This is a genomic window from Pseudomonas defluvii (genome assembly GCF_001695625.1).
Taxonomy (GTDB): domain Bacteria; phylum Pseudomonadota; class Gammaproteobacteria; order Pseudomonadales; family Pseudomonadaceae; genus Aquipseudomonas; species Aquipseudomonas defluvii.
Genome location: NZ_MBPN01000002.1, coordinates 21,440 through 36,060 on the forward strand (window position 1 = coordinate 21,440; position 14,621 = coordinate 36,060).

Genomic DNA, 14,621 nt, shown 5'->3' on the forward strand with positions numbered 1-14,621 from the left:
ACCAGAATGTCCAGGCACTGGTTATACATACAGACCAGCTGTCTTGGCAACTTCCCGTGATCAGCGGCTTGCCATGGCCCTGCCAGGCGACAGATCGCTTACCGGATGACAGAGCGTTTTACTCAACGTCTCGGCTTCAAGCCAGTACAACGTCTGCAAGGTCGACAGCGGCAAGCCACTGATGTTCACCAGCCACTGAACAACCGGCTCAGGTGCCCGCTGCTCACGCAGCGCCTTGTGCATGTAGGGCAACGCAACCAGCATACCCGGGTGACACTGGCGCAAAAACGCCTCCAGCCGCTTGCCGCCTTCGATAAAGGGCGCAAACAGCAGACAGATCAACTGAGCCTCACTCAAGCCATAGGCCTGAGTGGCAAGATCAGCGGCCTGCTGGCGACGCTGTGCCAACTGATCGGCGCCCTGCCACGCAGCCAGGACCTCGCGCTGCAGGAGCGGCGACATCTGCTTGCGCTGCATCCGAATACCGGCTCGCTTGAGGTAATCGCTCACGCCGTCCGCGTAGCACTGCCCGTGCACATGCTCGCGCCGAAGGCCCCACAGGTGCGCGCTCAGCAGTGGCGTGACGCAATCCGATTCGCTGAGCACGCACGAATGCTCACTGCACTGGAAACCAAGAAACGCGCTTAACACCTCACACTCCGCGTCAAACGGCTGGTGAACCAGATCATCGATCGCAATGAACCGCAAAGGACGTTGATTGCCGGAGAAGTACTGGTTTTGCAGCGGCAGGCCCAGCAACCGTTGCAGGTGTTGACGCCGCACCGCGCTCAGCGCGTCGATCATCGCCCGGGGAAATGTCGCAACCTGGGCACTGAGGCCAACACCCGCTCGCCCCAGCTTGCGCCGCCCCCAGGCCAGGTAGCGCTTGCGCTCAGGCAAGGGGTCGGCGCTGATGACCGCATCCACACCGCCGTCCCATGCCATTGCATGCCGGTACAGGTCGGCCAGGCCCGCGTAACAGCACCCACAGAATGGGGGGCAAGCCACCCCGCCCGCCAGATGCCCGGCCAACAACAGATCGTTGCGGTCTGCCTGACGCTGGTTCGGCGACGAGAGCTGAGCACTGTCGAACGGCTGCATGACACCATCATCGAGCACCAGCACTTCAACACGCGGATCATCCTGGACAAACAGTGCCGAGTAACCACGCTCGATGTTCGCGATGACGTCAGCGGTTATGCCCGCATGCCGGGCGGTGGCAATGCGCAGGTTGAAGGTCGCGTGAGCGCGAGCCGCAATGCTCAATTGCGCAGCCCGCAGAAATGCCAGGGCATGAACACTGTCTTTGCCACCCCCATGGGCATACATCACTTTGAAGCTACCGACGCGCTCATAGCCGCCCGCGGCGACGATCACGCGCTGGATCAACAGTTGCAATGAAGCGCGCTGAGCCGGGGAAAAGCGTTCCATCAGCCGCTGAAGGACTTGTCGATAGACATACTGCATGGCCTGGTCATGAACGCTACTCATAGTGCTTACCTGCTGTACCGGAAAAGCTGACGACCGTGTTCGACCTCGGGAGCAGGTCGGGGGGAGAAATGAAGATGGCCATAGATGTTTCCTACAGAGCCATAGGACGTTTAGAGGACAAACGCGCAGGCGCAACGCCTGTCCCAGGCTTTGTCGTGAATCCGCAGAGGTCGCCTGTAATCAGTCGAACAATCATTTCTCGCTCCGTGAGAGGACAGTGAGTGGGGTATCCAGTTAACGTGTCGGACAGGCCGCAGTACTTTTTCCTATTCATTCAACAGTAAGCCAATACGCGCTCATACGTTTCAGCAAACCGAGTAGGAAATTTCTGAAGCTCACTCAGAGCGCCAAGCGCAGGCGTCTTGGCGCGGGATATCGCAGGCAAGCCCCTGTGAAGTGACTTGCCTACGATGGTATTGGCGGGGGTAAATACCAAGGTGCCAACTATTGCAGTTGGCCATCCAATACAGCGATCTGCTTGAATCCATCGCCGTCACGCAGCAAAAACACCGCATCCATACCCCGCTGCTGCGCCAAGGCAACGCCTTCATCCGGGCCCAGCACCATCAACGCGGTGGCCCAGGCATCCGCGTACATGCAGCTGGTGGCAACCACCGAAACCGCCGCCAGCGGCGAGCTGAGTGCGCGGCCACGGGCCGGGTCCATGGTGTGTGAATACACTACGCCGTCGCGCTCGACCCAATGCCGGTAGTCTCCGGAGGTGGCGATGGAGGCATCGCTGAGTTCCATGACCCCCATCACCTCTCGCCGGCCACGCAGCGGCTTTTCAATCGCGATGTTCCAGGGTTCGCCCGAGGGCTTGTGCCCGGAGGCACGCATCTCACCATCGATGCCGACCAGGTAGTGCCTGATGCCCGCCTGTTCCAGGCAGTGAGCCAGTTGGTCGACAGCAAAGCCTTTGGCGATGCCATTCAAGTCCAGGGTAATGGGCAAGCGTTTACGTACACGCTGAGCGCTGAAGTCGAGTTCAAGGGCCGCAGAGGCGCGGTTTCGCCTCTGGCCTCCCTTCACCAGCGGCAGTTCGGCGGATTGGCAGCCCGCACCAAACCCCCAGGCGTTGACCAGGTCGCCCACGCCGATATCGAAGGCCCCCTGTGACTCATGCTCAATACGCAGCGCAGTCGACAAGACCCACAGCAAGGTGTCGGGAATCACCCTCCACGCCCCCACCGGCAAGGCGTTGAACTGCATCAACGCGGAGTCGGGCTTCCAGGTGGACATCTGCTGGTCCACGGCATCGACCGCCTGAAACAACTGCGCATCCAACACCGCCAAGTCCTGGCCCTCTGGCGCATAGAAGACGGCGCTGTAGCGGGTTCCCATGGTTTCGCCATTCAGGCTGTAGCGCTCAAGCGCCGCCGCTTCAGAACACATCTTCACGGTATCGCCCCTGTACGTTAAGGGTTTCGACGTTCAGGCAAATGGGTGCCAACAGCCCATCAAACACCTGCCTGACGCTTTCTGCCATTTCACGCCCACCGCACACCAGCACCTGCGCACCGCTCTGGATGAGCGCCTGCAACTTCAGCGCATCGGCGCGAATACGGTCTTGAACATAAGCGCGCTCCGCACCTCGAGAAAACGCCGTGCTCAAGTGATGGAGCCGTCCGTCCTCCAGGTAGGTACCCAGTTCGTCCTCATAGAGGAACTCCGTTGTGGCCGAACGCCCACCCCAGTACAGGTTGATCGGGCGCGCCCGGTGGTTCTTGCGGATAAAACCTACCAAAGGTCCGATCCCGGTACCCGCGCCCACCAGAATGACCGGTGCCTGCCCGGCACTGGGGCGGAAATGCGGGTGTTGCTGAACAAACGCTTCGATGCGACCGCCAAGCGGCAGCGTATGCAGGTATCCCGAGCACAGCCCCTGCGCATGCCGGCGCACACAGATCTCCACCACCCCATCGCTACGGCTGGTGGCAATCGAGTAGAACCTCGCCTCTTCCCCGCGGCTCGGTACCACACCCAGCAAGTCACCGGGCTCGAACGCTGGCAAGCGGTCCTTGCCCAGTAATCGGGACAGCAGATTACGACCGCTGCCGGGTACCGGTGCAAAACGCAAGACGGCGGTACTGGTTGCCTCGGTTTCGCCATAGACCACCCGCTCGATCAATTCGAGGCTGCGTGTCGGCACCGAGACGCGTGCCGGTTTCAGCAGCAATTCGACCCCCAACTGTTCGGCAAGGGCACTGCCCCACTGGCTGAAGGCCTCGGCATCGCCACGGTCAACCGTTGCCAAGGGCAGCAACATCGAGCAACCCGCGCCCTGCAAGGCATCCTGTACCCGGTGGGCATAGGCGCAGAACTGTTTGAAACGCGAGTCACCAAAGCCCAGCACCGCAACGCTCAGGTCCGGGCCCAACTGTGCCTGTTGCAGACGCGCCATGAACGCACTGGCGGAGTCCGGGGCGTGGCCGTCGCCGTAGGTCGAGGTCAGTACCAGCAGGCGCTTGGCCTGGCGATAGCGCGGTTGCAAGCTGTTCATGGTGGCGGTATGCACGGCATGGCCAGCGTTCGTCAGCGCATCATGCACGGCACTGGCAAATGCCCAGGTGGTCGCCGACTGACTGCCGACCAACACCACGGTATCCGCCTGTTGCGCGCCGACGTTGGCACGCAGTGTCGGCGTCAGCTTGCGCCGTTGCCACCAGATCAGTGTGCCGGTAATGGCCAACAACGGCACTGCCGACACACACAGGCCACACAGCAGGCTCAACCACCAGTAGCCTTCGCCGGTGTGCAATTGATAGACCGTCTCATACACCTGACGCGTCAGCGTGTGGGCCTGATAATTCAGCAGTTCGCCTGATGCCGGGTCGACGTAGCCATCGCCAGACGCAGTTCTAAGGGTGATGACTCCGTTGCTGTCATTGGGCTTGGGAAACTCCAGCTCACGCAGGTCAGCGATATCAACCGCCTTGAGTGCCTTGAGGTCAGCAACGGCCGCATGCGGGCCTTGTGCAACCTGGCTGGGATAGGCCGGCTCAAGCGCCATGCCATCGTCGATCAGGCCAAAGGTGACACCGGACATGTACAGGCCTGTCACCGACAGCAGTATCAGCCCCGGCAGGCTCAGGCGGCCAGCGGCCGAGTGCCAGCGCTGAGAACGTTCGCCCGTTGACCGGGACAGCAGCATGCGCCACCCGCCCATTTTTCGGGCCAACAGCACCACACCAGACAGTGACAGCAGCGCCATCACCAGGGCGACGACACCACTGACGCCGCGCCCCACATCGCCCGCGAAAAACGAACGGTGCAAGTCCCGCATCCAGGCCATGAAGGCACCCGGCTCATAGGAGCCAAGCGCTGCCCCAGTGCGCGGATCGACACGCAAGGTGTCGCCGCCGTGCTTCGAATCGACGGTCACCCGAACTTCGCCTGACGGCGCGCGCTCGATCAGTTCGACACCGGCAACCTGCTGGGTGATCCGCGAGGCGACGACGGCGGCGCTGACCCCCTGCAGCGGGCTGCCGACATCCAGACGCGTGAGTGTCGGTTGCAGTGCCAGGGTCACACCACTCAGGGCGACGACCATGACCAGCACACTCAGCGCCACACCTGGCCATGAATGAAGTTTGCGCAGCATTAGCCTGTACCTCACCGGTATCAGAGATCGTAACGGAAGCTATCGACGTAACCGTTGCCCGACGTGGCCTTGCCTGAACCTTCGCGGGTCAGCGGCACCTGAACTTCGGCGCTGTTTTCGCGCTTGTCTTCCACCGCAGTATCGATGCGGATTTGATAGCCGGCGTCGATCAATGCATCAGCAATGTCCACCGACACTTTCAGCGTTTCACCACTGCCGACGCTGGCACCACTGACGCCGTCGAATTCGGCAGCATTCAGGCCGCTGCCACGGGCCCAGTCACGCAGATGCTTGTAGTACTTGGCCTTCTTGCCGGCCACCCACAGGGTACGTTCGTACTTGCCCTGAGCATCGGTCAGGTAAATGGCAACATAGGCACCGTTGCCCCGATAGGATTGCAAGGTGCTGGTGAGGGTGACTTCCCGAGCGTGAGCAAATGCTGGGGCAGCGGCGACACCCGCGAGTGCAAGGGAAAAGACAGCCTTTTTCATCGAGAAGCCCTCAGGCAGAGGAAAAGATGACTTCACGATAACGGCCATTACTTAATGGAAGCTGAACAGGCTTTCAGCGGTGCTTAAGGGTTCCTTAAGGTGCTTGTGCACCAACAGCGCGGGTACGGGCCAGGTCAGTCAACGCGCGTTTTGCCCAACAGCAGGAGCAATGACAGCGCCGAAAACACGGCACCGGCGTAGAACGCCATCGCCGCACCATAGGCTTGCCAAAGCCAGCCGGCAATCACACTCGCCAGCAGCAAGGCCAGCCCACCGACCAGGTTGAACACCCCGAATGCCGTGCCTTTCAGAGCGGCGGGCGTGGTATCGGCGACCAGTGTGGCCAGCGTGCCCTGGCTAAAGCCCATGTGCAGCCCCCACAGCGCAACGCCGACCATCATCGCCCAGGCGCTTTGGGCATGCGCCAGAACAACGTCCGCCAGTATCAGCAACACCAGGCTCATGGACAACAGCGACGTGCGGCTCACGCGGTCAGACCACTTACCGACCGGGTATGCCGACACCATGTAGAAACCCGCCATCACCACCATGACCACAGGCACCCAGGTGGCCGCGAAACCTGCCTGCTGCGCACGCAGGATCAAAAACGCCTCACTGAAACGTGCCAGTGAAAATACCGCACCAATGGCCACGACCCACCAGTACTCGGCGGAAAACTGCTTCAACGAGGCCATTCGCAACGGCGCACGGAAGTGCCGCTCGCCAGCCTCATGGACAGGCTCGCGGATCCCCACCAGTAACAACCCGACGGCCAGCGCTGCTGGAATCACGGCAAACCACAGAACCGACGAAATCGCCCCGGCAAAGACGGTCATCAGCAGAATGGCCAGCAGCGGCCCGAGAAAGGCACCCACGGTGTCCATCGCCTGGCGCAAGCCAAAGCAGGCACCGCGAATGGCGGCGGGCGCCACATCGGCGACCAGTGCGTCGCGTGGCGCCCCGCGTATACCTTTGCCGATCCGGTCCAGAATACGTGCGGTAAATACCACACCTGCCGAACTGGCCAGCGGGAACAGTGGCTTGGTCAGGGCCGCAAGCCCATAGCCAAGCAACAACAATTCCTTGCGCCGCCCGATGAAGTCGCTGAACGCCCCGGAAAACACTTTCACGATCAGGGCGGTGGCTTCTGCCACCCCTTCGATGATGCCTACCGCCAGGATGCTGATGCCGAGCTCACCTACCAGATACAGTGGCAACAGGCTATGCACCAGCTCGGACGACAGGTCCATGAACAGGCTGACAAAACCCAGCGTCCAGACCGTTCGCGGGATACGTGGAAGCGAACGATCGGCCCCCCTGTTCATCGAGTAGCCCCCTGACGATGACCTTGGCCGGCGGGAACACACCCGCCGCGGATGCAACCAGAGCATAGTCGATCGCCCCGCCCGCCTCCTGCGCCTTGGCCCTCGTCATGTTTGGGATTACGCCAGGACCTCCGGCTCGTTCACCGTGGGTTTTACCGTCGCCCGTGCGTCGAAAGCGCCACCCGTCAGCACTTGATCGGCAAGCGTCACCGGCTTTTTCCCAGGCAACAGCGGGAACACCAGTTCGGCAAAGCGAATCGACTCTTCCAAATGCGGGTAACCCGACAGTACGAAACTGTCGACACCCAGTTCGGCGTACTCCTGCAAGCGCGCCGCAACCGTTTGTGGGTCGCCGACCAATGCCGTACCCGCGCCGCCACGCACCAGACCGACCCCGGCCCACAGGTTCGGGCTGACTTCCAGTTGGTCGCGCCGCCCGCCGTGCAAGGCAGCCATGCGTCGTTGGCCTTCGGAGTCCATGCGGGCGTAGTTGGCCTGGGCGCTGGCAATGGTGTCGTCGTCCAGGTGGCTGATCAGCCGTTCGGCGGCAGCCCAGGCTTGCTCGGTGGTCTCGCGCACGATCACATGCAGACGCACGCCAAAACGCACTGTACGCCCGTATTTCGCCGCACGTTCACGCACATCGGCAATTTTTTCGGCCACCGCGGCCGGCGGTTCGCCCCAGGTCAGATAAGCATCCACGTGCTTGGCCGCCAGCTCATGGGCGGCTGCCGAGGAGCCACCGAAGTACAGCGGTGGATAGGGTGTCTGCACTGGCGGGAAGACGTTCGAAGCCTGTTTGACGTTGACGTGTTTGCCTTGGAAATCCAGGGTCTTGCCGGCCAGCAGTTGGCGCCACACGGTAAGGAATTCGTCTGCTGCTTCGTAGCGCTGGTCGTGATCGAGGTAAACGCCCTCTGCCGCCAGCTCAGTGGCATCGCCACCGGGTACGACATTGAGCAGCAGGCGGCCGTTCAGCGCCTGGTCGAGGGTGGCGGCTTGCCGCGCCGCCACCGTCGGGCCGCTCACCGAGGTGCGCAATGCGACCAGCAGTTTGATCCGCTGGGTCACCGGCACCAGGCTCGCAGCGGTGACCCACGGGTCCAGGCAACTGCTGCCGGTTGGAATCAACAAACCGTCGTAGCCCAGGCTTTCAGCGGTCACTGCAATCTGGCGCATGTAGGCGTTGGTCGCCGGGCGACCGGACGACGACTTGCCCAGGTAGCGGGTGTCACCAGAGGTGGGTAGAAACCAGAAAATCTCCAAGCTCATAGGTACAGGCCTCAATAATAAATGCGCGGCTGACAGGGCAACCCGTTCTGGCGCAAGGCGCGCGGCATCCGTGCCGTCGGTATGTTGCGCGCGCTCTGCGGCGCGCTGAGCAGCAACGTGGCTGTATGGGACAGCGGTGAGCAAGAGCTGTACCAGTTGCCGCCGGGCCTGGCTCAAAGCCTCTCGGGCCAGAGAAAACCGGCCGAGCGACCAGCGCTCATAGCCCGCTGACGGCGTGGCAACTATTGCCCAGCCAACAACACTGTTGATTGGCTGTTGCCAGGAAAACACCTGCACCGGGAACCCACAGAAAATTCCACAGGCCGCGATCCAGAGCCGCCCGGCACGTCACGGCAACGCCTTAAGCTAATAACTAAAATGTCTTTATTTAATGTTTGTTAGATCAATTACATTCAACACCGCACACACCGATACTGTTGTGCCTTACGCAGCTCAGCAGTGTTGCCAGCCCAACAGCCCGTCTACGACTGAACGGCTGGGCGCCAAACGGGGCGCTACAAACACCGTCTTTTTACTCATAGGCCCGACCATGCAACTACTCACGCTGCCGCCCTCACCCGCACTGGCCACGTCGATCCGCGCCACTGCGCAGGTTTTCGAAGACCCTAAATCGCAAGCGCTGCTGGCGCACCTGCAACAGATCGCGCCCAGTGACGCCAGCGTGTTGATCATTGGTGAAACCGGTACCGGCAAGGAGTTGGTGGCGCGTCACCTGCACAACCTCAGTGCCCGGCGCAACAAGCCGTTTATCGCGGTGAACTGCGGCGCCTTCTCTGAAACGCTGGTGGAAGCCGAGTTGTTCGGCCACGAGAAAGGCGCCTTCACCGGCGCCTTGAGCGCCAAGGCCGGCTGGTTTGAAGAGGCCAACGGCGGCACGCTGTTCCTTGACGAGATCGGCGACTTGCCAATGCCCATCCAGGTCAAACTGTTGCGCGTGTTGCAGGAGCGGGAAGTGGTGCGCCTGGGCTCACGCAAGAGCATCCCGATCAATGTGCGGGTACTGGCCGCCACCAACGTGCAACTGGAAAAAGCGATCAATGCCGGGCATTTCCGCGAGGATCTCTACTACCGCCTGAACGTCGTCAGCCTGGAACTCAACCCTCTGCGTGAACGACCAGGCGATATCCTGCCGCTGATTCGCCACTTCATTGCCGAGTACAGCAGACGCCTCGGCTACGGCGAGATTGTGATGGATGCCGAGGCTCAGCAGAAACTGGTGAACTATTCCTGGCCAGGCAACATTCGCGAGCTGGAAAACGTCATTCACCACACGTTGCTGATCTGCCGTGACAACCTGATACGCGCCCATGACCTGCACTTGTCCAATTTGCGCATAGAGCGCCAGGAGAGCAGTAACCACAACGACAGCGCCGAAGCCCTGCTGGAACAGGCCTTCCAGAAACTGTTCGAAGAGGAAAGCGGTGCACTGCATGAGCGGGTCGAAGCGCTGTTGCTGCGCGCCGCCTACCGTTTCTCCCACTACAACCAGGTGCACACCGCCAACCTGCTTGGCCTGAGCCGCAACATCACCCGGGCAATGCTGATCAAAAGCGGCGAGCTGGTGGTCAATAAGCGCCAACCCGTACAGCGCGAGACCGGTACCCGGGCATTCAACCTCTCGATCTGAACACCGTGATCAATATAAAGAAGCCCGAGACTACCCCATCGACAGCCCCGGGCTTTTCAGCTTCAATAGCGCAAGCCTCTTCAGCGTGGCGCGAGGTACCCCAGCAACTACACACGGTCGGCCAGCGTCGCCGCTTTTGCGATCAGCGCCTCGGCATCGCCCTGAACCGGCACGCCGACCAGCAAGCGCCCTTGGGCGCGCCCCTGAATACGCTCGACACCACCGTGCAGCAAACGGCTCTGGGGCCCCAGAGCCCGGGCAATCGCCAGCAGGTCCACTTCGTGCCGGTGGCCGCTGAACTGCAGGCTCAACAACCGTTCATCCGTCACGGCCCCCGGCCCGGCGTGCAACCGCTGTTGCAGATCGGCAGGTACGTCACTGAGCTGATGGCCCAGCAGGGTACGGGTGATCTCATGCTGTGGGTCACCGAACAGTTGCCAGACCTCGCCCTGCTCCACCACCTCTCCACGCTCCAGCACGACCACCCGGTCGCAGATCGCCCGGATGACTTCCATTTCGTGAGTGATCAATACTCGGCCACCACCTTCGGCGGCCTTTTGATGAGGCAGCGCAGGAACCATGCCAGTATTTTTATCCTTATATTTCAGTAACTTATGATTATTATTGAAATCCAAGCAGTGTAAAAAGCAACAAAGTGTTGGGTGTCTGTTGCCTGGCGAACAGTTCGCCAGGGATCACCGGCACGTTACGCAGCAGAACCCCGCGATAAACAAAAGCGATACCCGCTTAAAGATTCCCAAAAGGCCGCCCCTTCGCAGATGCAGGAATGGGGGTTGTACCGTGTGGCCTTCGGCCCGGTGATGAGTGCCGGTATGGTGGGCCTGGCGATTCTGGCCAACGGTCAGGCTAGGCGCCGTGTCAACCGGCAAAGGGATCGCTGGATTTCAGCGACCCAACGGTACCTTTGCCAGCGGCATCGTGCCCGTCACGGGCTATTTGTTGGCGATCACTGCGGCGAGTAACGGCGCCGCCTGCTCATCGGTCAGTGCAGGGTGGATCTCCATGCTCATGAGGTCGGTCCATTCAAGTGCCCACTTTTGCATCAACGCGGCATCGCTGGCTTCTGCGATGCCGACACCGGTCATGCGCCCGATGGCATGCCAGCGCCCCAGCAGGGTCACACCTGCGGGTGGAGCGCCTCCCGTCTTGAGAAACCGCTCGATTGCCGCGTTACGACGTTCCGACGAAATTGACCAGCTGACAATGAATAACATCGGCCACCTCCTGCCAGGGATTGGCACCTGTTTTTCGGTTCGCGCACCGAGCCTGTATAACAACCCGGATACGCTGCGGTTTGTACAGTTTGTACAGTTTGTACATTGCTCCTGAGTGAACTGAAACACTGCTCCCTTGTGAAGGCATAGCAGCCGCGAGCATTGACCGTACGACCACTGATCCTCTTTCCACGCCGCAGCGCTGGCAGCTCCAGCGTGCTTTGCTTCTGCCACCCGAGCGCTGAATGCTTGTGGAGCGTACAGCGCATGGCTTGCGAGTACACTCTGACGACAAGTATTGGGATACCAAGGTTGTAATCAGCGCGACAGGTGGGGCGTGTCATTGACCAGCACGTCCCGTTACCAGGTCGAACAGTGGCTCAGTGCTTGAGGCAGGCAGCGTCTGGACGTCCAGTCACACCTGGTGTTGAGAGGCCCAACTGCCCGCCTCAAATCAATACAGGCTTCGGGCTAGAGGCTCAGCCCGACACATCTGCGAGCCCTGGGGGGAAACAGCAATTTGGCCTTACCCTGTGATTCACAACGATTGAACGCATGGAGGTGCCACAAGCGACCCAAGATCTATTACTGACCAGCATTCCGCATACCGAAGTCATCACGGCAGAAGATGCCGATTACCTTTGGCGGGGGCGCCGGGCGGCCTACCGGCGAGGTACTGTCGATGGCCGCACTTTTGCTGGTTGCAAAGCAAGGAACTCGCGTAGCGAATTTTCTGATTGGCCAATCCTGCGATTTACCGCTGCGCAGGCATGCTGCGGCCAGTGTCGTAACGGCCGTGATTCAGGTCGTATTTGGATGCGCCTCGATCTTACCGGTCAGTATAGTCAACGCCATCCCTATGCCGGAGCACCTTAAATTGGACAATACCCGTGAGCGCTTGATTGACGCGGCGATGAAGCTGTTTCTGTCACAAGGTATATACATGACGGGGGTGATGGCCATTGCCGCGATGGCGGGTGTTACCAAGATGACGCTCTACAGCCATTTCCCTTCCAAGGATGCGCTGATAGTGGCTTGCCTTGAAGAACGTGACCGACGCTGGCGCGAAGAGGTAGCGCGCACCTTGGCAGGGCATCCTGAGCCGGTCAGTGGCATGCTCGCGTTTTTCGATTTGTATCAACGCTTTCTTTTGCAAGATAGCGAGCGTGGGTGCCTGTTCGTCAACAGTGCGGCTGAATTCCCGCAGTTTAGCCACCCTGTGCATTTGGCAGTCAGTAGACACAAGCAAGGGATACGCGAAAATCTTACTGCCTTGGCCATGAGCGCCGGTATAAGCGACCCTGACGTAGTTGCTGAGGGGCTGTTTGTCTTGCTGGAGGGCAGTTTTGTCAGCGGCGCCATGGGCCAGGACGTGCGGGTATTCGACACTGCCCGGCACGTAGCTCATTGCTGGATCCGGAAGCAGCAGGGCCAGCAGGAGCAGAGCGTATGATCCTAGGCTTGTTAGCAGCCATTGCCGCTACTTTTTCATGGTCGCTGCTCTATATCTTTCCGAGTTTGGTCGGCGATTACAGCCTGTTTGATCTGGCCGTGGTGAGCTATGCCTTTGCCGGTTTAGGTAGCCTGCTCGTGCTGTTTGTTTACCGTAGCGAAGTGCGGCAATTGCAACTGAGCGACTGGGCCATTGCCGCATTGCTGGGCTTCTTGGGCTACATCGGCTACTTCTTTCTGATCACCACTGCGGTCTTGGCAGCTGGGCCGGTGATCCCTCCGGTAATGATGGGGTCAGTACCGATCGTGCTCGCGATTGCCGGCAACATGCGAAGTTCCAGCGTGCCCTGGCGCGCCATTGCCGGGCCGCTGCTGGTCGCGGCTTTGGGCATCAGTTTGGTCAACTTGAGCGTGTTTGATTTCAGCGCCGCAAAGGTGGCGCTCCCGACCAATTCGATACTGCTCGGGCTGCTCGCATCGTTAATGGCCATTGGATTTTGGACAGGTTTTGGCCTGCTGAATGAAAGTGCTTTGGCTCAACGCCCACGCATGTCGCCCATGTTGTGGTCAGCCATGCTGATCTTCATGTGCAGCGTCGAAATGCTGGCCTTCATCCCAGTTGGGCTGTACTTGAAACTCTCCCACTTCGCTAGCCATCCGAACGGGTTAGCAGGTACTCAGGCGCTAATCGTATGTGGGTTAATTCAGGGAGTAGGTGCCACCCTTGCAGGTGCCTGGGCGTGGTCAATTGCAACGCGGCGCCTACCTCTAGCTCTAAGCGGGCAATTGATCGCCAGCGGAACCATTTATGCAACTACGATGGGCCTTCTCATTGACCAACGATGGCCCTCTCCTATGGAAGCAGTTGGGACAGGATTGTTATTCGTAGGGGTGGTGTGGGCTATTCACGCCTTTTATCGCAGGCAAACACGCCTCGCGACGCATGGCGGGATAACTGATCTTGGCCAAAACTAATGCGACCGTGCCGATATGGGCATTGCATGTGTCCACTTTGGTTTGATTTGGCGGGGCACTGACGCTTCAGGCTTACGGTGTCACTTGATAGCCGCGCTGCTGCATGCACGTGCTGTAGGCAGAGGATGTACTGGCGCTGTTCTGGTCCGCATTGCGCCGGTCTTGGCGCCGGTCCTGGCGCTGCCGCGATCCACCGACCGCCATCCCGGCCACCGCGGCATTCTTGGCCTGGTTCTGCCGGTAGTCTTGCTTTACATCATCGTCGACCCGGTCATACACCTCGTCATGCTGACGCATACGCGCCCCGGCAACCGCCGCCCCCGCGACCGCGCCGGTAGCGGCACCACGGGCACGACCACCCGATTGCGTAGTGTTGGTGCTGCTGGCGCTGCCAGCCTGTGCCTGGCAGGCGCTGATGTCCTGCTGGACAGTCTCCGGGGACTGGCCCTTGAGCGGTGTGACGGTCTCGGCCGTGGCGCCAAGGCAAAACAGCGAGAGGAGCGTTGCTACACAGGGAACGAGGGCGGTTCTCATAAGGGCTCCACTGTCATTTAGCGTGGTCTTAGGATTGAAGTCTAGCGCGACAGATCGACCCTCCCCCTACGGCTGGACCTACGGTCTCAAGGGCACAGCGCGGACGCTTCGCGATAGCTGACCCTGCGCTACTCACTCCAGTGGAAGTTAACCGTGCCGGTTGACGCGCCGGCGAGCGCAATGCTGCGCCGCTGTTCACGGCCATCAGTGCGGGCAATCACAAGGTATTTGTCTGCCGGCAACTGTACATACACCAGCGGCCCTACCTGACTCAGCGACAGTACAGGCTTGCCACGTTCAGTCTGAATCACCAGATCGACATTGCTGACGTACTGGTTAGCGGGCCCCGTTGAAAAGGTCAGGTGCAGGTTATAGCCCTTCGTCTGCTGAAGGGCCGTCGACTCGTCCAGGCCAATGCCTCCGCTGAGGTAGCGGATTCCGTTCTGCTCCTGAGGTTCCAGTTGTACCGCCGAGCTATCGACTGTTTCTTCAGTCGTCGCGTACAGCATCGCTGAAGACAGCCCGAGCAGCAGCGCCAAGGCAAGCCTTGAACCTGTCAGTTTATGAGTGAATATCATGATGGCGTGCTCCTTG

13 protein-coding genes are annotated in these 14,621 nt (G+C 60.4%); 3 read left to right on the top strand and 10 right to left on the bottom strand.

What is annotated here, in order from left to right:
- Window positions 1–60: 60 nt before the first annotated feature.
- The 6 genes from EKA13_RS00665 to ssuD form a co-directional block, all read right to left on the bottom strand.
- Window positions 61–1,491 carry a hypothetical protein gene (locus EKA13_RS00665; protein WP_065757610.1) on the bottom strand — a complete coding sequence of 477 codons (1,431 nt, stop codon included), beginning with the start codon at window positions 1,489–1,491 and terminating at the stop codon, window positions 61–63.
- A 444-nt stretch (window positions 1,492–1,935) separates the two neighbouring features.
- Window positions 1,936–2,886: an FAD:protein FMN transferase gene (locus EKA13_RS00670; RefSeq protein ID WP_065757611.1), complete on the bottom strand. Its 951-nt coding sequence runs from the start codon at window positions 2,884–2,886 to the stop codon at window positions 1,936–1,938.
- Window positions 2,876–5,095: a PepSY domain-containing protein gene (locus tag EKA13_RS00675; RefSeq protein WP_065757612.1), complete on the bottom strand. Its 2,220-nt coding sequence runs from the start codon at window positions 5,093–5,095 to the stop codon at window positions 2,876–2,878. The genes EKA13_RS00670 and EKA13_RS00675 overlap by 11 nt, the downstream gene beginning before the upstream one ends.
- Before the next feature lie 20 nt (window positions 5,096–5,115).
- Entirely contained in the window at window positions 5,116–5,586 is a 471-nt protein-coding gene (locus EKA13_RS00680) for a DUF2271 domain-containing protein (protein WP_065757613.1), read from the bottom strand.
- 134 nt (window positions 5,587–5,720) lie between these two features.
- On the bottom strand, window positions 5,721–6,911 hold the full coding sequence (locus tag EKA13_RS00685; protein ID WP_065757614.1) for an MFS transporter: 1,191 nt from the start codon (window positions 6,909–6,911) through the stop codon (window positions 5,721–5,723).
- A 117-nt stretch (window positions 6,912–7,028) separates the two neighbouring features.
- Entirely contained in the window at window positions 7,029–8,183 is a 1,155-nt protein-coding gene (ssuD, locus tag EKA13_RS00690; RefSeq protein WP_065757615.1) for an FMNH2-dependent alkanesulfonate monooxygenase, read from the bottom strand.
- A gap of 550 nt (window positions 8,184–8,733) precedes the next feature.
- Here ssuD and EKA13_RS00695 point away from each other — a divergent pair.
- Entirely contained in the window at window positions 8,734–9,831 is a 1,098-nt protein-coding gene (locus EKA13_RS00695) for a sigma-54 interaction domain-containing protein (protein ID WP_065757616.1), read from the top strand.
- Window positions 9,832–9,938: 107 nt separating this feature from the next.
- Here EKA13_RS00695 and EKA13_RS00700 read toward each other — a convergent pair whose 3' ends face one another.
- On the bottom strand, window positions 9,939–10,412 hold the full coding sequence (locus tag EKA13_RS00700; RefSeq protein ID WP_065757617.1) for an NIL domain-containing protein: 474 nt from the start codon (window positions 10,410–10,412) through the stop codon (window positions 9,939–9,941).
- Between the two features lie 372 nt (window positions 10,413–10,784).
- Entirely contained in the window at window positions 10,785–11,066 is a 282-nt protein-coding gene (locus EKA13_RS00710; protein ID WP_065757618.1) for a DUF3303 domain-containing protein, read from the bottom strand.
- Window positions 11,067–11,943: 877 nt separating this feature from the next.
- Here EKA13_RS00710 and EKA13_RS00715 point away from each other — a divergent pair.
- Together EKA13_RS00715 and EKA13_RS00720 are read left to right on the top strand one after the other, a co-directional pair.
- Window positions 11,944–12,519, top strand: coding sequence for a TetR/AcrR family transcriptional regulator (locus tag EKA13_RS00715; protein ID WP_083199713.1), 576 nt, complete (start codon window positions 11,944–11,946; stop codon window positions 12,517–12,519).
- Window positions 12,516–13,493, top strand: a complete 978-nt coding sequence (locus EKA13_RS00720; protein ID WP_065757619.1) for a DMT family transporter — start codon at window positions 12,516–12,518, stop codon at window positions 13,491–13,493. The genes EKA13_RS00715 and EKA13_RS00720 overlap by 4 nt, the downstream gene beginning before the upstream one ends.
- Window positions 13,494–13,565: 72 nt before the next feature.
- Here EKA13_RS00720 and EKA13_RS00725 read toward each other — a convergent pair whose 3' ends face one another.
- Complete coding sequence (locus EKA13_RS00725; RefSeq protein ID WP_065757620.1) at window positions 13,566–14,027, bottom strand: hypothetical protein; 462 nt, start codon at window positions 14,025–14,027, stop codon at window positions 13,566–13,568.
- A 128-nt stretch (window positions 14,028–14,155) separates the two neighbouring features.
- On the bottom strand, window positions 14,156–14,605 hold the full coding sequence (locus tag EKA13_RS00730; protein ID WP_065757621.1) for a hypothetical protein: 450 nt from the start codon (window positions 14,603–14,605) through the stop codon (window positions 14,156–14,158).
- Window positions 14,606–14,621: the final 16 nt, after the last annotated feature.